Genomic DNA, 18093 nt, shown 5'->3' with positions numbered 1-18093 from the left:
ATTGATCTGCTCAAAAGGTGATTAGAATATCAAACTGGCTTTGCGATTGAAGAAGCGAGCGGTGTCGTCGAAAAACATTCGGCGAAGCTGGCTCTCATCGGCATTAGGGTAGACCGCCTTGATGTCGTGCACAAAGGTGCTTTGGTCACCCGTAGCATCGGCAATGACGCGGAAGGGGATAGGGAAGCTGATATCGTAGCTGCTCCACTCGCGATCGATCTCATTGTACTTATTGGGGGCCATGGCTTGTAGCCCAGAGCCCTCGGCATTGAGGTCTTGATGATACTTACCAAAGGGGAAGCGGTAATTCTTTTTATTCGCCTCATTATCATTGATAATGTGTGCGATACGGATGCCCATTTGGAATTGCATGTGTGCCTCGTGGAAGTTGAGGATGCCCTTAAATCCAAGTGCTTCTTTTTGGAAGAGGTCGCCCGCTTCATTGATTTTTCGGCGGAACCTAAGTAGTCCCACGATATGGCCAGTTCGGATACGTCCGAGGTCGTCTTGGTCCTCTAGCTCGGTGCCGAGATACTCCTCTACAGGGTCGGTGTCACGGTATTCGTAGCTAAAGATTTGTGGTACTATCTTCCACGACATATCATAGCTATCGAGCGTCTGATAGAGTCGGTAGCTTTGTGAGGAGCCTTGTGGGGTGTAGGGCTCCGATACCTTGTTGGTGGCATAGAGCTTGGCCGCCTCTTGCGACATAGCGTAGCTGTAACGGAGTGGCTCCTCCTCTTTCCCTACCGGCACAAAGATATTATTGGTAGAGGTACGTGAGGCGGGTACCAGTTCTTTTCCCGACCGCTTGAAGGTAAACTTGCCGATGAAAAGGCTATCCTGCGAGCTATCTGTGGCGTTGAAGGTCATGGGGAAAAGGTTGGGCATGCCATAGAGTGAGTAGTTATCTACCGTGAAGAAGTGCTGGTGCACGAGTAGGGTAGAATTGGGGTCGTCGATTCCTCCGGCATCATTCTGCTGAGTCCCCTTGAGGGGGTACCAGCGTGAGAATTGGTGATTGATCAGCTTGTTATTGATGTCGTAGTATTTTAGCTCGAGTGCGTAGCAAAACTTGTCGCTCTTCACCACATCGAAGTGCTCTCGCTCACTGGTGATGGTGAGGCTCCCCTCGTCGTTTTTGCGAATCTCTATCTCCTGATAGACGGGGTAGGGGTACTCCTCGGAATCATCTAGGTCGTAAGCCCGATAGTAGTAGGGCTCGAAGCTGATGTCGTTGTCGGGGTCTTCCTGTCGCTGTGCTAGTCGGAGGATGGCTTGGATAGAGTAGATCTGCTCGTGCCCCTCCACGATATTCTCGATATAAGGCTCGGGCGACTTGACTAGCTCCTCCATCAATCTTTGGCAGCTACTGAGTACCAGCACTGTTGCGGTGAATAGGAAGAGGGGTAGTAGGTTTATCTTTTGATTCATATAGTTTGGTCTTTAAAATTCAATGATGGTACGAACGGTGTACTTAGCTCCCATTGCGTGAGCGAAGAAGCGGAAGCGATCGGTATACTCTTTGTAGAGGGCGTTGAAGATGTTGTCGCCCATAAGCATTAGTTTAACGGACCTTCCCTTGGGGAGGGCATAGGAGATTTCGGCATTGGCATTGGCGATAAAGTAGGCTGGTGGGGAGTCGGGGGCGAGGTCTTTATCGGGGTCGAATCGCTTTTGCTTGGTCACGTAGCTACTATCAAAGGCGATACTTGCGTGCCACTTTTGGTCTTTCCCAAAGTCGCGCTCGTAGCTGAGCCCTAGCCCATATCGGTCGGAGGGCATAAAGGGTAGCCAGCTATCGTGGGTGATGTTTCGGGCATTGATCCACTCCCCTTTGAGCATAATATTAAAGCCCTCAAAGGGTCGGATGGTGGTGAGGATATCCCCTCCGAAGAGGCGGGCATCATCTTGCTCGTAGATAAATCGTGGGTACTTACCACTGGGGTGGTTTTGGTAGCGGTCGAGCCCTTGCCCGATATTATCGTATATATAATTGTGTACGTGCTGGAAGAAGGCACTGGGCTCTACGATGATCCAATCATTGCGGTAGGTGGCTCCGATCACCGGCTTAATGCCGATCTCGGGGAGTAGATCCCTATTTCCTACCACCCAGTAGGTGCCGTGGTGAAGCCCGGTGGCGTAGAGCTCATTGATATCTGGTGGTCTCCATGCAAGCCCCACATTGGCACGTGCGGTCCAGTGGTCGTTGAACTGATAGTGTGCGGCGAGACTACCGGTGACGCTGGCGTAGAGCTTAAACTCGTGGTACTTCTTGAAGCTATTGACACTAGTGTAGCCGTAGACGTCGAGGGCACGGTAGTCGTACCGCAGTCCGGCTGAAGTTTGGAGCTTGCCAAAGGTGGCTTTATGGATACCAAAGATGCCCATGGTGAGGCTGGCGTAGTTGGGGATAAAGGCTGGTTGCTTGGTGCCAGGCTTATTGTAATTGGTTTGGTACATCACCGACACGCCTGCCTGGGAGCTGTGGTTTTCGTTCCACGTGCCACTCCATGCAGCATCGGAGGCGTAGGTGGTGAGTACGAGGTCTTGCATTGGTAGCCAGGAGAGGTCGTCGCGCTTGCGGTTTTCAAACTCCTGTCGGAGGTTGTTTTGGTAGGATACCTTTACCTCGAGGTTGTGCTTCTCGGCGATATCCCAGTCCACCTCAGCTTTGGCAGTGAAGTGCTGTGACTGCTGGAAGGGTGGCTCTATGGTATAGGAGAAGGGTTTGAGGGTGCTCTCCTCGGGACGCCCCATCTCGAAGCGATTGAGCAGCTGCTGGATATCGGAGATGGCGCTGAGGTAGTAGATACCACTTCGGGAAGTGTAGAGGGAGGCAAAGAGGGTGGCGGTGAGGCGATCTCTTTTATATCCTGCATAGCCAGAGAAGCTGATGTTGTTGAAGCCGGTATTATTGAGCAGATACTCGGCAGTGGAGTAGTCGCCCGACTTCTGATACATCCCATGCAGGCGGAGACCCCAATTCTTATACCCCATCTCTAAAGAGCCGGCTCCATCGTAGGCGCGACCATTTGTAGCATAACCTAAGTTGGTCTTGCACTTGATATAAAAGCGATCGTGGCCAAAGGGAAGGGGCGCTTGATTGAAAAGGGCTACCCCGCCAATGGCTCCATGCCCATACCGCACGCTCTCTGCCCCTTTGATCACCTCTACGATGCTGGCACCGGTGTGATCAATCTCGGGAGCGTGATCTGTACCCCAGCTTTGGCTCTCTAGGCGTACACCATTATTAATAAGTACTATTCGGCTACTGTGCATCCCTTGGATCACTGGCTTGGAGATGCTACTCCCGGCACTGATGGTGCTCACTCCTGGTATCTGCTCTAGCATCTTGCCGAGCGAGATGGAGGTGCTTTTGTCAAGTGACTTGGTGTCAATGGCGACGGCCTGCTGTAGTACGGAAGTGTATCGCTTTTGTCCGGTGACGATCACATCGTCGAGCACCTCATTATCGGGGGTGAGAACAATGGTGATGGTCTCTGAATGGAAGGGGACTACCTCCTCAAAGGTCTTATAGCCCATGAAGCTTACCTTGAACTTAGCTCGGCTTACAGCCGTGGTGAAGGTGAGGGTACACTCGCCGTCAATACCGGTAACTCGTGGGGTGGTGGCTCCCTCGGCACGGACCACAGCCCCTATAACTGGCTCTTTGGTGCCCTGCTCTACCACCACGACGGTGACCGACTTGCGTGGACTACTCTGCTCGGAGGCAGCCTCGAGGGTAAGGGGCGCAAGAAGGAGAAATAACCCTAGCATCACACGGAGGTGGTGCTTGAATTTTTGATTGATCATGTAGTTGAACTCTTTTATAAATGATTTGTCTATTGTTTTCTTTAAATTGCAAAGTTACGGGCAATCCAAATCTACTTCTATAGCCTTTAATGGGTATATTTTGCACTCCTTTTTCGTCCACTATGTTGTTGTGTTTTGGACATTGAGGGATGTGTTGTGTGATTTTGTCTGCCGTATTTTCTTTGTTAACTAAATATTGCTTGCCTTTGTGGGTGAAACCTTTCGTGGGTGGTCGCCACTAGTAGCTACCTACTTATAGGTATTGCCTTTCGTGCTTTAACCATTTAATCTGAAATATTGTAGGGTATACGCATTAGACACAGGGGTTACGCATTAGAAAGTTAAATCGTGTATCAATTAGATAGCTAAGGACCTCGGAGAGGTCCGACGGATCCTAGCCCCCTGTCGGAGGGCGAAGCCCGAACGACTGGGGGATTAACGACCATCCACCGCCCATCCCACGACCCCTTGCGGGTCGGACAACCTATTCTAGGACTAATTTTGATGTCCTAGCTCCTATTGTCCGACCCGCAAGGGGTCGTAATTTGTGGGGGGCTTCATAACCCCCGAGTCGTTCGGGGCATTCGCCCCTCCGATTCGGGGCTAGAATCCGTCTGACCTCCCGCGAGGGGAGGTCATTACTACATTATCCTCAACAGCTGGGATATGATTATTCGTACTGTTACACGTACACGGATTGCATAGTTAACACCACGGACAAATCCGTACCACAAATAAGAGGGCAGATGGTCTTCGTACAACAGCCTAAAAAAGCAACAGCTATGTGGTCAAAAGTTTAGTTGCAACAAAGCATTTGCTTAGTTGCAACTCGGCATTTGCTTAGTTGCAACTCGCCGATCGCTTAGTTGCAACTCAGTTTTTGCGTTTATATAATGTTGAATATCAGTTTGTTATAAATGGTTTTTTTGAACCACTACTTTCTCCTATTTTATAGGGTCATTAAGTTATGAATACACTCCTAATGGGTAACCCCTGGGAAAAATAATGAGCCGGGGTTTGGCACATTGGATATTTTATGTATCTTTGCCATTGCAAATTTGGAATGGCGAGATAGCTCAGTTGGTTAGAGCGCAGGATTCATAATCCTGAGGTCCCGGGATCGTACCCCGGTCTCGCTACGAATTTTTCAAAACTTTGTCGAGGCGAGCCGTACCGTGATGGTATGGTTCGCTTATTTTTTACCCATATTGTCAGTTGCTCCCCTTATGGCCCCCTATTGGCACTAAGTTTGCATATTATGGGGTAGTGTAACATCAATTCAATACAATATATAATATGAGCGAACAGGTAAAAAATGGAAAGATAGGGGTGCAGAGTGATAATATGTTCCCTATCATCAAGAAGTTTCTTTATAGCGACAATGAGATATTTCTCCGTGAGATTGTCTCCAATGCAGTGGATGCCACGCAGAAGCTGAAGACCCTCGCCAATAAAGGGGAATACGAGGGTAGCCTTGAGGACCTGAAGGTGGAGGTGAAGATCGATGGCGACAAGCTGATCATCAGTGACCACGGTGTGGGGATGAGTGCGGAGGAGATTGAGAAGTATATCAATCAGATCGCCATCAGTGGAGCGGAGGAGTTTGTGGAGAAGTACAAGGACGATGCTGCCAATATCATTGGGCACTTCGGACTGGGCTTCTACTCGAGCTTTATGGTCTCGGATAAGGTGGAGATCTACACTCAGAGCTACAAAGAGGAAGAGGAGAGTATCCGCTGGAGCTGTGAGGGCAACCCTGAGTTTCAGATGGAGGTAGCGGAGAAGCGCCCACGGGGTACCGACATTATCCTTCACATCGATGAGGAGAGTAAGGAGTTTTTGGAGCCTACGCGTATCCGCCAGCTACTGGAGAAGTACGCTAAGTTCTTGCCTGTGCCCATTGTCTTTGGTAAGAAAAAGGAGTGGAAAGATGGCAAGGAGGTGGAGACCGATGAGGATCTGGTGATCAATGAGACGGCTCCGCTCTGGACGAAGGCGCCTTCGGAGCTGGAAGATAAGGATTATGAGGCGTTTTATGAGACGCTTTTCCCAATGAGTGAGAAGCCACTCTTTTGGATACACCTCAATATCGACTACCCATTCAATCTGACTGGTATCCTCTACTTCCCTAGGGTGAAGAGCAATATGGATCTGCAGAAGAATAAGATCCAACTCTACAGCAATCAGGTCTTTGTCACCGATTCGGTAGAGGGGATTGTGCCAGACTTCTTGATGCTACTGCATGGGGTGATTGATTCGCCAGATATTCCACTAAATGTATCGAGGAGTTATTTGCAGGCGGATCACAATGTGAAGAAGATATCGGCCTACATCACTCGTAAGGTGGCGGATAAGCTGACGGAGCTCTTTAAGGAGGACCGCAAGAACTTTGAGGAGAAGTGGGAGGTGCTGGACCTCTTCGTGAAGTATGGTATGCTCACGCAAGAGAAGTTTTATGAAAAGGCAGAGAAGTTTGCCCTACTCAAGAATACGGAGAAGAAGTACTTTACGCTCGAGGAGTATCGGGAGCTGATCTCTGCCAACCAGACCGATAAGGAGGGGCATGTGGTCTATCTATATGCGGTGGATACGGAGCAGCAATATAGCTACATCAAAGAGGCCAATGCCCGTGGGTATGATGTACTTCTGATGGATGGGCAGCTGGATATTCACCTGATTAGTATGCTGGAGCAGAAGCTGGCACAGTCGCACTTCGTGAGGGTGGATAGCGATACGCTGGACAACTTGATCCGGAAGGCGGATGATGAGAAGAAGGAGAGTGACGTCTCTGAGGAGGATCAGGAGCTTCTACGTCAGCTCTTTGAGTCACAGCTCCCTAAGGAAGATAAGGTGATGATCTCGGTGCAGACGGGTCATCAGGGCAGTGATGCGAAGCCTATCCTACTAGTGCAAGGGGAGTATATGCGTAGGATGAAGGAGATGGCGGCAATGCAGCAAGGGATGAACTTCTATGGCGAGATGCCGGATAGCTATGTGCTGAACCTGAATCTCGACCACCCTCTAGTGCAGGGAATCGCTTTGGTATTCAATGAGACGGATCACCCCGACTACTCGGCTCTGCTGGCCGATAAGCGTGGACAAGAGGCACGTGTCTCGGCCATTCAACAGCAGTTGGGCGATGAGAAGCTGAGTGATGAGGAGAAGAAAACCCTTCGGGACGACCTCTCATCTACCCACTCAAAGATTGAGGAGATAGAGGGAAAGCTCAAGGAGATCTACAGTTCCTTTGGCGAGGAGCACAAGATCATCTCGCAGCTGATTGACCTCGGTTTGCTTTCTAGTGGCCTACTCAAGGGCAAGGCACTGGATAGCTTCGTGACCCGCTCAATGGAGTTACTGAGCCGTAAGTAACAATTTTGAGGCCCTTGCACGAATGCGATCTGCGGCGTTGCTTTCGGGATTCGGGCTCGGTCACGTACGCTAGTACGCTCCCGTCGCCCTCACCCTCAGCGCCTTGCATCTCATCATTCGTGCAAAGTCTCATTTTGTAATGATAAACCCGAATGGGGTGGCTTTTCTAGGCCACCCCATTTTATTTAATCATTACTGTCGTAGCTCCAAAGCCATTACAAGGTGGTCAGTATGGTAAAAGCTAAGAAGCCAGTCAGAGCAATCAGTGCGACGGCCTTTTCTTGTCTCTTAAACTTTTTGGATAGTACGAAATAGGTGGCAAGTGCCACGGTGAATAGTGCTTGTAGGGCGATGAGAATGATGGCGGTGGTGGTTTCTCCGCCCCGCATAGAATAACGTGCCACTATCCCGAGCACAAACCAAATGCTCATAGGGATAACGACCCATCGGCGATCCTTTAGTACCTGTTTTGAATCAAGGTATTGCTTTTGTTTTTCAATACTGCTCATAACTCATAAGATTTTAGTCGGTTCTTTTAATTGGTTTGCTGTAAAGGTACGCATAATTCCAATACTTTGCCCCCTCAATGACTGCCTTTTCTCTGGGTGTTGCGACTTTGTCGCTTAATTATTCTTTGAAATCTAAATCTAGGCTTGAATAGCTAAGAGATTTCACCTAAAATTGGTATCTTTGTAAGGTATAATAAATTAAGACAAGATGAGAGCGTGAAGCGGTACAGCTTTGACAATATATGAAGAGAGGGATCTGGTATTATATTCGTTGTTTTGCGATTTATTTTGGGGCGATGGTTATCGGCGTCGCATCGCTTTTTCTGCTGATTGCTAGCGGTGCGATTGGCTATATGCCACCGATTGAGGACCTACAAAACCCTATAGATAAGTATGCCACTCAGCTCATCTCGGAGGATGGTGTGGTGATGGGCTCTTATGCATTGAAGGGCAATAACCGTATCTATACCACCTATGATGAGCTCTCCCCCGAATTGGTGGAGGCACTGATTGCAACTGAGGATAAGCGCTTTGAAGACCACTCGGGAATTGATGCATGGGGCCTCTTTCGTGTCTTTTTCAAGACGGTGATCTTGCGACAGAAGAGTTCAGGCGGAGGTAGTACCCTGAGCCAGCAATTGGCAAAGCAGCTCTATTCGCCTAATGCCAAGAACTTCATGGAGCGGGCGATGCAGAAGCCTATTGAGTGGGTGATCGCTGCTAAGCTAGAGCGTTACTACTCTAAGGAAGAGATCATCACGCTTTACCTCAATAAGTTTGACTTCCTCTATCAAGCAGTGGGCATCGACTCTGCTGCTAAGACCTACTTCAATAAGTTGCCGAGCGAGCTGACAACAGAGGAGTCTGCCACTCTAGTGGGTATGTGTAAGAACCCATCCTACTACAACCCCGTGAGGTACCCGGAGCGTGCTAAAGGACGCCGTGATGTGGTGCTGGGACAGATGAAAAAGGCCAATTATATCACGAAGGCGGAGATGACCGAGCTACAGGCTTTGCCACTCACCCTTGTCTTTAAGCGACAAAACCACAGAGCTGGTATCGCTCCCTATTTCCGGGAGTATCTGCGTAGGATTATGATGGCTGAGAAGCCTGATAAAAAGGACTACCGCGGTTGGCAAGAGGAAGATTACAAGCGCGATGTAGCTCAGTGGGAGAGTAACCCTCTCTACGGTTGGTGCCATAAGAATAAGAAGTCGGACGGCTCTTCGTACAATATCTACACTGATGGACTAAAGGTCTACACCACCATCAACTCCCGTATGCAGGAGTATGCCGAGGATGTGATGCTGCAGCACCTAGCTGGCGATATTCAGATCGCCTTTGACCGTGAAAAGAAGGGGCGTAGCCATGCACCCTTCTCTAGCAGTATCTCAGCAGAGGATCGGGAGAAGATCATCCATCGCTCTATTAAGAATAGCGACCGTTATCGCTTCCTCAAAGCCGATGGGCTGAGCGAGCAGGAGATCCTCAAGACCTTTGATGAGCCGACGGAGATGACGGTATTCGACTATGCCAAGGAGGGCGGAAAGTATGTCACCATCTACCGTGATACGGTGATGACCCCACGCGACTCTATCCTCTACCTCAAGAAGTTCCTACAGTCGGGCTTTATGGCCATGGATAGTAGCACGGGCCATGTCCGTGCCTACGTGGGCGGAGTGGACTTCGGTACCTTCCAGTACGATATGGCGACCAAGGGGCGTCGGCAGGTGGGCTCGGTGATGAAGCCTTACCTCTTTGCCATGGCAATGAGCGAGGGCTTTACCCCTTGTACCACGATGGTGCACGAGCCACAGCACATCCGTCTCGCTACAGGGCAGATCTGGTCGCCTAAAAATGCCGGTGCTAGCAGAGTGGGGGAGGTGGTGACCATCAATTGGGGATTGCAAAACTCCTCCAACTGGGTGACCGCCTGGCTGATGAGCCAGATGTCGCCCGTCACCTTTGTTGACCTGCTCTACTCCTTTGGAGTGACTGGAGACCTCGATCCTACGCCAGCGATTTGCCTCGGTAGCCCAGATATCTCGGTGGAAGAGATGGTGTCGGGCTTTAGCACCTTTGCCAATGCCGGTATGAGGGCAGTGCCTATCTATGTCACCCGGATTGAGGACCAGTACGGCAATGTAGTCGGCGAGTTTGCTCCCGATATTCGCGAGGTATTGCCCCCCGATGCCGCCTACAAGACCCTCCACATGCTTCGCAATGTGATGAACGGAGGTACCGGTAGCCGTACCCGATTTAAGTATGGCGTGCAAGCCGATATGGGCGGAAAGACAGGTACGAGCCAAAACCACTCCGATGCGTGGTTTATGGGCTTCACTCCTAGGATCAGTGCTGGTTGCTGGGTAGGTGGCGAGGATCGGTCCATCCACTTCGATGGTATCCGACTAGGTCAGGGTGCCAATATGTCGTTGCCGATTGTGGCGATGTTTTTTAAGCGAGTGTTTAATGATAAAGAGCTTCAGAAGCGCAAAGCTGAGCTGGGCATCGACCCCGAGGCCAAGTTTGTGATACCAGAGGAGTATGCTGACCCTTGTAAGTCGAAGGATGGAAGGGTGATTGCTACCTTTGAGCCTATTGAGGAGGGAATCGACCCGCTCTTCGAGTAAGCGACTTTTGGAGGCTATATAGATGTATTTATTTTAATCAACCAATTAATATTTAATTCAAAGATGTCAAAGAAGAGAATTTACTCCTTCGGCAATGGAGCCGCAGAGGGAAAGGCAGACATGAGGATGCTACTTGGCGGAAAGGGAGCCAACCTAGCAGAGATGAATCTAATCGGAGTGCCAGTGCCTCCAGGATTCACCATCACTACTGACGTTTGTCACGAGTATTACGACCTCGGTGAGGAGGCACTTCGCAAGGAGATGACCGACGAGCTGGAGAAGAATATCAAGCAGGTAGAGGAGATCATGGGTGCTAAGTTTGGTAGCAATGAAAACCCACTACTTGTCTCTGTACGCTCCGGTGCTCCTGCATCTATGCCAGGTATGATGGATACCATCCTCAATCTTGGTCTGAATGACGAGGCTGTAGAGGGACTTGCTAAGAAGAGTGGCAACGAGCGCTTCGCTTGGGACTCTTACCGTCGTTTCATCCAGATGTATGGCGACGTAGTGCTTGGCATGAAGCCAGCCGATAAGAAGGAGATTGACCCCTTTGAGAGAATCATCGAGGAGGTAAAGCAGGAGAAGGGTGTAAAACTTGATAATGAGCTAGAGGTAGCAGACCTTAAGGAGCTTGTAACTCGCTTCCGTGAGGCAGTGAAGGAACAGACTGGTAAGGACTTCCCAACCGATGCTCGTGAGCAGCTTTGGGGTGCTATCGGTGCCGTGTTTGGCTCTTGGATGAATGAGCGTGCTATCATCTACCGTCGTATGGAGAGCATCCCAGAGGAGTGGGGTACCGCTGTCAACGTACAGGCGATGGTATTCGGTAACATGGGCGATAATTCAGCAACTGGTGTTTGCTTCACACGTAACTCTGCAACGGGCGAAAACCTATTCAATGGTGAGTACCTAATCAATGCACAGGGTGAGGACGTAGTGGCAGGTATCCGTACCCCACAAGAGATCACCAAGGAGGGCTCTCTCCGCTGGGCAAAGCTAGCCAACGTTACTGAGGAGTATCGTGCTAATGAGATGCCATCTCTCGAGGAGTCTATGCCAAAGATGTACAAGGAGCTAGTGGATATTGAGCGTAAGCTCGAGGACCACTACCACGATATGCAGGATATGGAGTTCACCATCCAGGATGGTAAGCTTTGGATCCTCCAGACTCGTAACGGAAAGCGTACCGGTAAGGCAATGGTGAAGATCGCTATGGACCTACTTCGCGAGGGCTCACTCACCGAAGAGCAAGCTCTGATGCGTATCGATCCTAATAAGCTTGATGAGCTACTTCATCCAGTTTTCGACAAGGCTGCAGAGGCAAAGGCAGTAGAGATTTCTCGTGGTCTACCAGCTTCTCCAGGTGCTGCTTCAGGTAAGATCTGCTTCTTCGCTGAGGATGCTGCACGTATGCACAATGAGCACGGCGATAGCGTGATCCTAGTGCGCAACGAGACCTCTCCTGAGGACCTCGCAGGTATGCAGGTAGCAGAGGGTATCCTTACCGCTAAGGGTGGTATGACTAGCCACGCTGCAGTGGTAGCTCGTGGTATGGGTAAGTGCTGTGTATCAGGTGCAGGTAGCCTAGAGATCGATTACAAGGCCGGTACCGTGAGCGTAGATGGTAGAGTATACAAGGAGGGCGACTACATTTCTCTCAATGGTTCTACCGGTGTGATCTACGAGGGGCAAGTACCTACCAAGGCTGCTGAGCTCGATCCAGACTTCCAATACCTAATGGAGCTATCTGATAAGCATGCACGCCTCAAGGTACGTACCAATGCCGATACTCCACACGATGCAGAGGTAGCTCTCAACTTCGGTGCTACTGGTATCGGTCTTTGCCGTACAGAGCACATGTTCTTCGAGGGCACTAAGATCAAGGCGATGCGTAAGATGATCCTCTCTTCTGATACCGAGGGTCGTGTAGCAGCGTTGAAGGATCTATTGCCATTACAGAAGCAAGACTTCCTAGGCATCTTCCGCGTGATGGACGGTCACCCAGTGACTGTACGTCTGCTCGATCCACCTCTACACGAGTTCCTACCACAGGATGAGAAGGGTGTGAAGGAGATGGCCGATGAGCTTGGTCTTTCACTTGCTCAGGTACAGGCACGTATCAACAACCTCCACGAGGTGAACCCAATGCTCGGTCACCGTGGTTGCCGTCTAGGTAATACTTACCCAGAGATCACCGTGATGCAAACCCGTGCTATCCTTGGTGCAGCTATCGAGCTTCAGAAGGAGGGCATCAGCGTAATGCCAGAGATCATGGTGCCACTAGTAGGTACCGTGAAGGAGCTGGAGCTACAGCGCCAAACCATCGACGAGACGGCCGAGAAGCTCTTCGCCGAGGAAGGAGCTAAGGTAGAGTACAAGGTAGGTACCATGATTGAGATCCCACGTGCTACCTTGATTGCCGATAAGATTGCTGAGCACGCTCAGTTCTTCAGCTTCGGTACCAACGACCTTACCCAGATGACCTTCGGTTACTCACGTGACGATATCAATGGCTTCCTACCAGATTATCTTGCAAAGAAGATTCTCCCAGTCGACCCATTCCAGGTACTTGATCAGGAGGGTGTAGGACAGCTAGTTCAGCACGGTACCAAGCTTGGTCGTAGCACCAATGCCAACCTTAAGGTAGGTATCTGCGGTGAGCATGGTGGTGAGCCAAGTAGTGTGAAGTTCTGCCATAGAGTAGGTCTCAACTACGTATCTTGCTCTCCATTCCGTGTGCCAATCGCACGTGTAGCAGCAGCTCAAGCAGCTATCGAGGAGAAGAAGTAATTCACTCCTCCCTATACAATACCAGAGGGTGTGCTAGCCTAGTCGCTAGCACACCCTCTCTTCTTTGTGGCTTATCGGACGGGTACCTTATCGGATCGAGTACCTTATCGGACAAGTCGGACAAGTCGGACAGGTCAGACAGGTCAGACAAGTTGGACGGTGGCGTTGTTTGTCCGACCAGTCCGATAATGATTTCTTCTATAAAGTCACCCGATGGGAGAGCTCCCTGTCGGGTGCTCTAGGGGCTTATCCCTAGATATGGTTGCCTGATTCAAGATTGGCACTTCTTGCAGCATTCTCAATATGATAAAGGGCGTACAAGTATTGACTTGTACGCCCTTTATCATATTGTATGCAATTAATTTGTCTAGTAACTAAAATTCATAAGTTACACTTGCATTGAAAGTTGTGCCAGGACCATAGTAAAGTCCATAGTTGTCTAAGCTAGCTACATAGCGCTTGTTGAGCACGTTGTACACATTTGCACGGATAAGGATACCTTGCTTTCCTGTAAGTGCAAAACGGTATGAAGCACCCATGTCAAGTAGTCCATAGTTATCTAGTTTCTGAGATTTGTACTCTTTTCCCTTGACTGTTGCTTCAGCCAACTTCTTAATGTCTACATCACCATATAGGTTGAGATAATGATTGTAGTCTGCAAAAATTACAAATCCCTTAGCTTTGTACTCAGCACCGAATCCTAAAGTGCTCTGTGGTGCACTTCCGACCTTAGTACCAGCCAACTCAATTTCAAACTTATCAGCTACAGAGTTTCCAGAATCATTGTCAATCACCTCAACAGGAGTCTTCCCTGAATACTTCCAATCGCCATAGGTAAAGTGACCACGAAGCATCAGCCCTGTCAATGGGTGAGTGCGTATATCAAGCTCTACACCCTTGTGAATTTGCGTTACATTGGAAAGCCTAAACCCAGCACTCTGTAGCAGTTTATGAGTATTGGGTGTGGTATAATCGTCCATGCCAAAGGCGAGGAATCTATTTGCCCAAGAGGTATAGTATACATTGAGATTGATTGTAGTGTACCCTGGAAGCTTTGCTGAATAGCCTGCTTCAAGGCCTAGGATATTTTCATTCTCTACCTTTTGCTCTCTAGGGCGAATGGTGGAGTACTCAAAAATGTTGTCCTTAAATGGCTGGCGAGAATAATACCCTGCATTTGCGAAGAACTTGTGATTTTCACCAGCTAGAATAGACGCACCACCCTTGATGTTAAATCCAAAGCGATTGATTACGTCGGACTTCTCATTGAGCAATAAGAAGTTTTCAGATGCTCTATAGCTTTGATTGGAGAAAGCAGCTTGTAAGAAAGAAGAGAATAAATCGTTATGGTACTCTACTTGACCGAACAGCCCTTGGTAATTAATCCACTCGCTACTATTGTATCCAATGCGGTCTTCGGTAGGTGCATAGTTGAAGAGTGAAGCCCATGGGTCGGATTTATAAGTGTTGGTAATTAAATATGCACCATTTGCATCTAGTAATGATTTATTGCGTCCCTTAGCGTCGTTCCAACCCTTGAGACCAAATAGCTCTGTAAGCTGACGGAAGTGGTCTCCCTTATAAAAACGGAGATCCGCTCCGACATTTACAGATAGGTTCTCGTGGTTGTCATAGGAGTAGTTGGATACTAGTCCAAACCAGTGGTGGTTATTAACTGAGGAGCGAATGGCAGTACCATTATACCCTTTACCATATCCACCAGCAATTGATTTATTGTATTCGTTTTCAATAAAGTCCCATCGGATTTGGCCATCAGCATCACGTCCAACTTTTTCTTTGTTGGCATTTTTAATGTAATCAGGTCCATTTCCGTAGGCTCCAGTTCCACCACCACGACCAAATGATGCATACAGCACGGTGGATAGAGATTGTTTCTTACTGATGTTCCAATCCCAGTTGAGGTTCATTACTGGCTTGTGATAGTAGTTTTTGCGCTCGCTCAGGACTTTTCCATTGTAGTAACCCCAATTCTTATTGTACTTGTATCCGTACTGGTCATATAGCTCTTGCTTAAGAGAGTAATGCTGGTTGTGCCACTGAGGAGCCCCAAAAATAAGGAAGTTAAACATGTGGTCTCCAGCTTTCTTACCTATAGAGAGGAAATAGTTTTGACCACTTCCTTGTGTGCCATCATTCCATTTGCGCTCACCTTGCCAATGGTCAATAAGTACTGAGACACCCCAGCCATTGCTTAGCAAACCTGTATTGTATGCTGCTGTACCTTTGAAATACTTACCATAACCACCGATGAAACGAACAAATCCGCCTCTTTCAAGGTCGGTAGCCTTAGTAACGATATTGATCGTACCACCGACTGAGGAAATAGCTAGTTTTGAAGACCCTAAGCCACGTTGTACATCAATGGCATTGGCAATATCCGAGATGCCAGCCCAATTGGACCAGTACATTTTACCATCCTCCATGCCGTTGATGGGCTGTCCATTCAAAAGGAATGCGGTGTTGGACTGATCAAATCCACGCATAAACATCTTGCTGTCTCCAAAGCCACCAGCTTGGTTGGCTACATAGACGTTTGGCGTGTTTTTTAGAGCTTCAGGGAACTCTACATTACCTACCGCTTTCATCTGAATTTCAGAAGCCTTGACGATAGTTGATGCGATAGGTGTTACACGATTAGCCACATCAATCACTCCTTTACCCACAACTAGTACTTCCCCTAGCTGAGTATTGTCTTGGAAGATTGAAATAGTGCCTAACGAGCTCTTCCCAGAGGCACTGTACTTAACAGTTGTACTCAAGTAGCCTAGGTAGCTTACTTCCAGTGTACCATTTCCTGTAAGGGAGATAGTGAATTTACCATCCATGTTGGTGGTGGTACCTTTAGACGAATCTTTGCTGTCTACCACCACAGCACCAATAAGAGGCTCATGTGTATCACCATCCACTACTACACCTGTATAGGTCTTCTGTGCCCAAGAGGTTGCACAAGTAAAGCCTAGTAAAAGCGAAAGCATTATAAGCCTATAAAACTGTTTCATAAGTTTGCTTTTTAGTTTATAAATTGTTGTCTCAAATAATAATCTACAATGGTCAATCTAATTCAATTGCAAAGTTACCTAAAACAATGTAGATTGGTGATATTGTAAATTAAGATTTCGTTACATATCTCAGAAAAGGCTGTTATTGCCCACACGTTGAAGGAGTAGACAGATGACACTTGCTATTCGGTAGCTTGGTGGAGTAGTTAGTTTTATTTACTTTTGTAGGTAGATATTAATTAGTGGAAAGGAGTGAAGCTATGCCAGATGTAGTGATGACCTTTAAGGGTCGGCCATATAACCTTACGGAGGAGCCTATGATCATAGGTATCCTCAATCACACACCCGATTCATTTTATGCCGGAAGTCGCATTGAGGGTGAACGAAATATACACCAACGGATTGAGGAGATCATTGCCCAAGGGGGTAAGATGATTGATGTGGGGGGGTACAGCTCTAGGCCTGATGCTGCGGAGGTCTCTGAGGAGGAGGAGTGGCGACGGGTGAAGGAGGTATTGGATATACTGAAGAAGGAGTACCCTGAGTTGCCGGTGAGTGTCGATACCTTTACCGCTTCGGTGGCACGTAAGTCGATAGAAGAGGGTGGGGCAGATGTGATCAATGATGTCTCGGGTGGGCGTATTGACCCACTGATGCTACAGACGGTGGCGGAGCTACAGGTACCTTATGTGCTGATGCATATGCGGGGTACGCCCAAGACGATGCAGAGCCTCTGTGAGTACAAGGGGCGTGTGGCCGATGGGGTGATTGAGGAGCTACTGGTGACGATCGAGAAGCTGAGGGAGCTGGGGCTTCGGAAGGAGCATATCATCCTCGACCCTGGCTTTGGCTTTAGCAAAACGACGGAGCAGAATTATGAGCTGATGAGTGACCTTGATAAGTTTAGGGTGCTCGACTATCCTCTCTATGTGGGGATTAGCCGTAAGAGTATGATCTATAGATACTTTGGCACTACCCCAGCTGAGGCACTCAATGGTACCACGGTGCTAAATACCTATGCCCTTCTTCATGGGGCGCACTTTATCCGTGTGCACGATGTACGAGAGGCGTGGGAAGCGATGAAGATGGTACAGGAGATTAAGCGACTAAGCTAAGCAATAGGGGTATGGAGTGGTTGGCGTTTTCCTTTAAGGATTTTATGGATATCCTACTAGTAGGGCTATTGCTCTACTATGTCTATGATGTGCTCCGAAAGAGTGGTAGTGCCACGATCTTTGGAGGGATTATCTCGCTGATCCTCATTTGGATTGTCACCTCTCAGATTCTCCGCATGAGGGTGCTTGGGGGGATATTGGATGCTCTCTTTAGTGTGGGGATTGTGGTGATCGTCATTATATTTCAGGATGAGATAAAGGGCTTCCTTACCCTGCTAGGTAGCACGCAGAGGTGGCGATTTATCCGCCGAATCTTTAAGCCTGAGAAAAATGTGGAGGTGAGTCGGGAGCAGAGCTTTATCGGAATGATCTCTTTTGCCTGTGCCAATATGGCAAAGAAAAAGACCGGTGCCCTCATTGTGATTGAGCAGGGCACCAGTCTGGAGCAGTATATCCATACGGGGGAGATTATCAATGCGCAGGTCAATTCGCGGTTGATAGAGAATATATTCTTTAAGAATGCTCCGCTACATGATGGGGCGATGATTATCCGTGACTATACCATCGTGGCGGCGGCCTGTATTCTGCCTGTAGCACAGGGGCAAGAGCTACCGAAGGAGATGGGGCTAAGGCACCGTTCGGGACTAGGGATGTCGCAAGCAACGGATGCGAAGGTAATCATCATCAGTGAGGAGCGTGGGGAGATATCGATTGCACACAATGGGGAGATGATCGCTGATGTGACGACAGATCAGTTGCAACAATTTATCAGCAATGACTTTACCGACCTCGGGAAGATAGGTACGCTTGTCACAGCTCACGCCGTATAGAGAGGAGG

General features: G+C 48.8%; 9 protein-coding genes and 1 tRNA gene. 6 read left to right on the top strand and 4 right to left on the bottom strand.

What is annotated here, in order from left to right; genetic code table 11:
* Nucleotides 1-21 precede the first annotated feature (21 nt).
* Together MWL85_RS08985 and MWL85_RS08980 are read right to left on the bottom strand one after the other, a co-directional pair.
* A complete protein-coding gene (locus tag MWL85_RS08985; RefSeq protein ID WP_244400456.1) occupies nucleotides 22-1434 on the bottom strand; it encodes a hypothetical protein in 1413 nt (470 codons plus the stop codon).
* Between the two features lie 12 nt (nucleotides 1435-1446).
* Nucleotides 1447-3816, bottom strand: coding sequence for a TonB-dependent receptor (locus MWL85_RS08980; protein ID WP_018027650.1), 2370 nt, complete (start codon nucleotides 3814-3816; stop codon nucleotides 1447-1449).
* A 1065-nt stretch (nucleotides 3817-4881) separates the two neighbouring features.
* Here MWL85_RS08980 and MWL85_RS08975 point away from each other — a divergent pair.
* Together MWL85_RS08975 and htpG are read left to right on the top strand one after the other, a co-directional pair.
* A tRNA-Met gene (locus MWL85_RS08975) sits at nucleotides 4882-4955 on the top strand.
* A 157-nt stretch (nucleotides 4956-5112) separates the two neighbouring features.
* Nucleotides 5113-7188 carry a molecular chaperone HtpG gene (gene htpG / locus MWL85_RS08970; protein ID WP_244400455.1) on the top strand — a complete coding sequence of 692 codons (2076 nt, stop codon included), beginning with the start codon at nucleotides 5113-5115 and terminating at the stop codon, nucleotides 7186-7188.
* Nucleotides 7189-7403: 215 nt separating this feature from the next.
* Here the strand turns inward: htpG and MWL85_RS08965 are convergent, their stop codons facing one another.
* Nucleotides 7404-7697, bottom strand: a complete 294-nt coding sequence (locus MWL85_RS08965) for a hypothetical protein (protein ID WP_244400454.1) — start codon at nucleotides 7695-7697, stop codon at nucleotides 7404-7406.
* Nucleotides 7698-7939: 242 nt separating this feature from the next.
* Between MWL85_RS08965 and MWL85_RS08960 the strand changes: the two genes are divergently transcribed.
* Both MWL85_RS08960 and ppdK read left to right on the top strand, forming a co-directional pair.
* The gene (locus tag MWL85_RS08960) at nucleotides 7940-10327 is read left to right on the top strand and encodes a transglycosylase domain-containing protein (protein WP_244400453.1); all 2388 of its coding nucleotides are present in this window, start codon (nucleotides 7940-7942) and stop codon (nucleotides 10325-10327) included.
* Between the two features lie 63 nt (nucleotides 10328-10390).
* A complete protein-coding gene (gene ppdK / locus MWL85_RS08955; RefSeq protein WP_244400452.1) occupies nucleotides 10391-13120 on the top strand; it encodes a pyruvate, phosphate dikinase in 2730 nt (909 codons plus the stop codon).
* Between the two features lie 374 nt (nucleotides 13121-13494).
* Here the strand turns inward: ppdK and MWL85_RS08950 are convergent, their stop codons facing one another.
* Nucleotides 13495-16140 (bottom strand): carboxypeptidase-like regulatory domain-containing protein, encoded by a 2646-nt coding sequence (locus MWL85_RS08950; RefSeq protein WP_244400451.1) that lies wholly within the window; start codon nucleotides 16138-16140, stop codon nucleotides 13495-13497.
* Nucleotides 16141-16400: 260 nt separating this feature from the next.
* Between MWL85_RS08950 and folP the strand changes: the two genes are divergently transcribed.
* A complete protein-coding gene (folP, locus tag MWL85_RS08945; protein ID WP_244401874.1) occupies nucleotides 16401-17255 on the top strand; it encodes a dihydropteroate synthase in 855 nt (284 codons plus the stop codon).
* A gap of 11 nt (nucleotides 17256-17266) precedes the next feature.
* A complete protein-coding gene (gene cdaA, locus MWL85_RS08940; protein WP_018027657.1) occupies nucleotides 17267-18085 on the top strand; it encodes a diadenylate cyclase CdaA in 819 nt (272 codons plus the stop codon).
* Nucleotides 18086-18093 lie beyond the last annotated feature (8 nt).

The sequence above is a fragment of the Porphyromonas somerae genome (assembly GCF_022845615.1).
GTDB lineage: Bacteria > Bacteroidota > Bacteroidia > Bacteroidales > Porphyromonadaceae > Porphyromonas_A > Porphyromonas_A somerae.
This window is presented reverse-complemented; position numbering and strand designations above follow the sequence as displayed.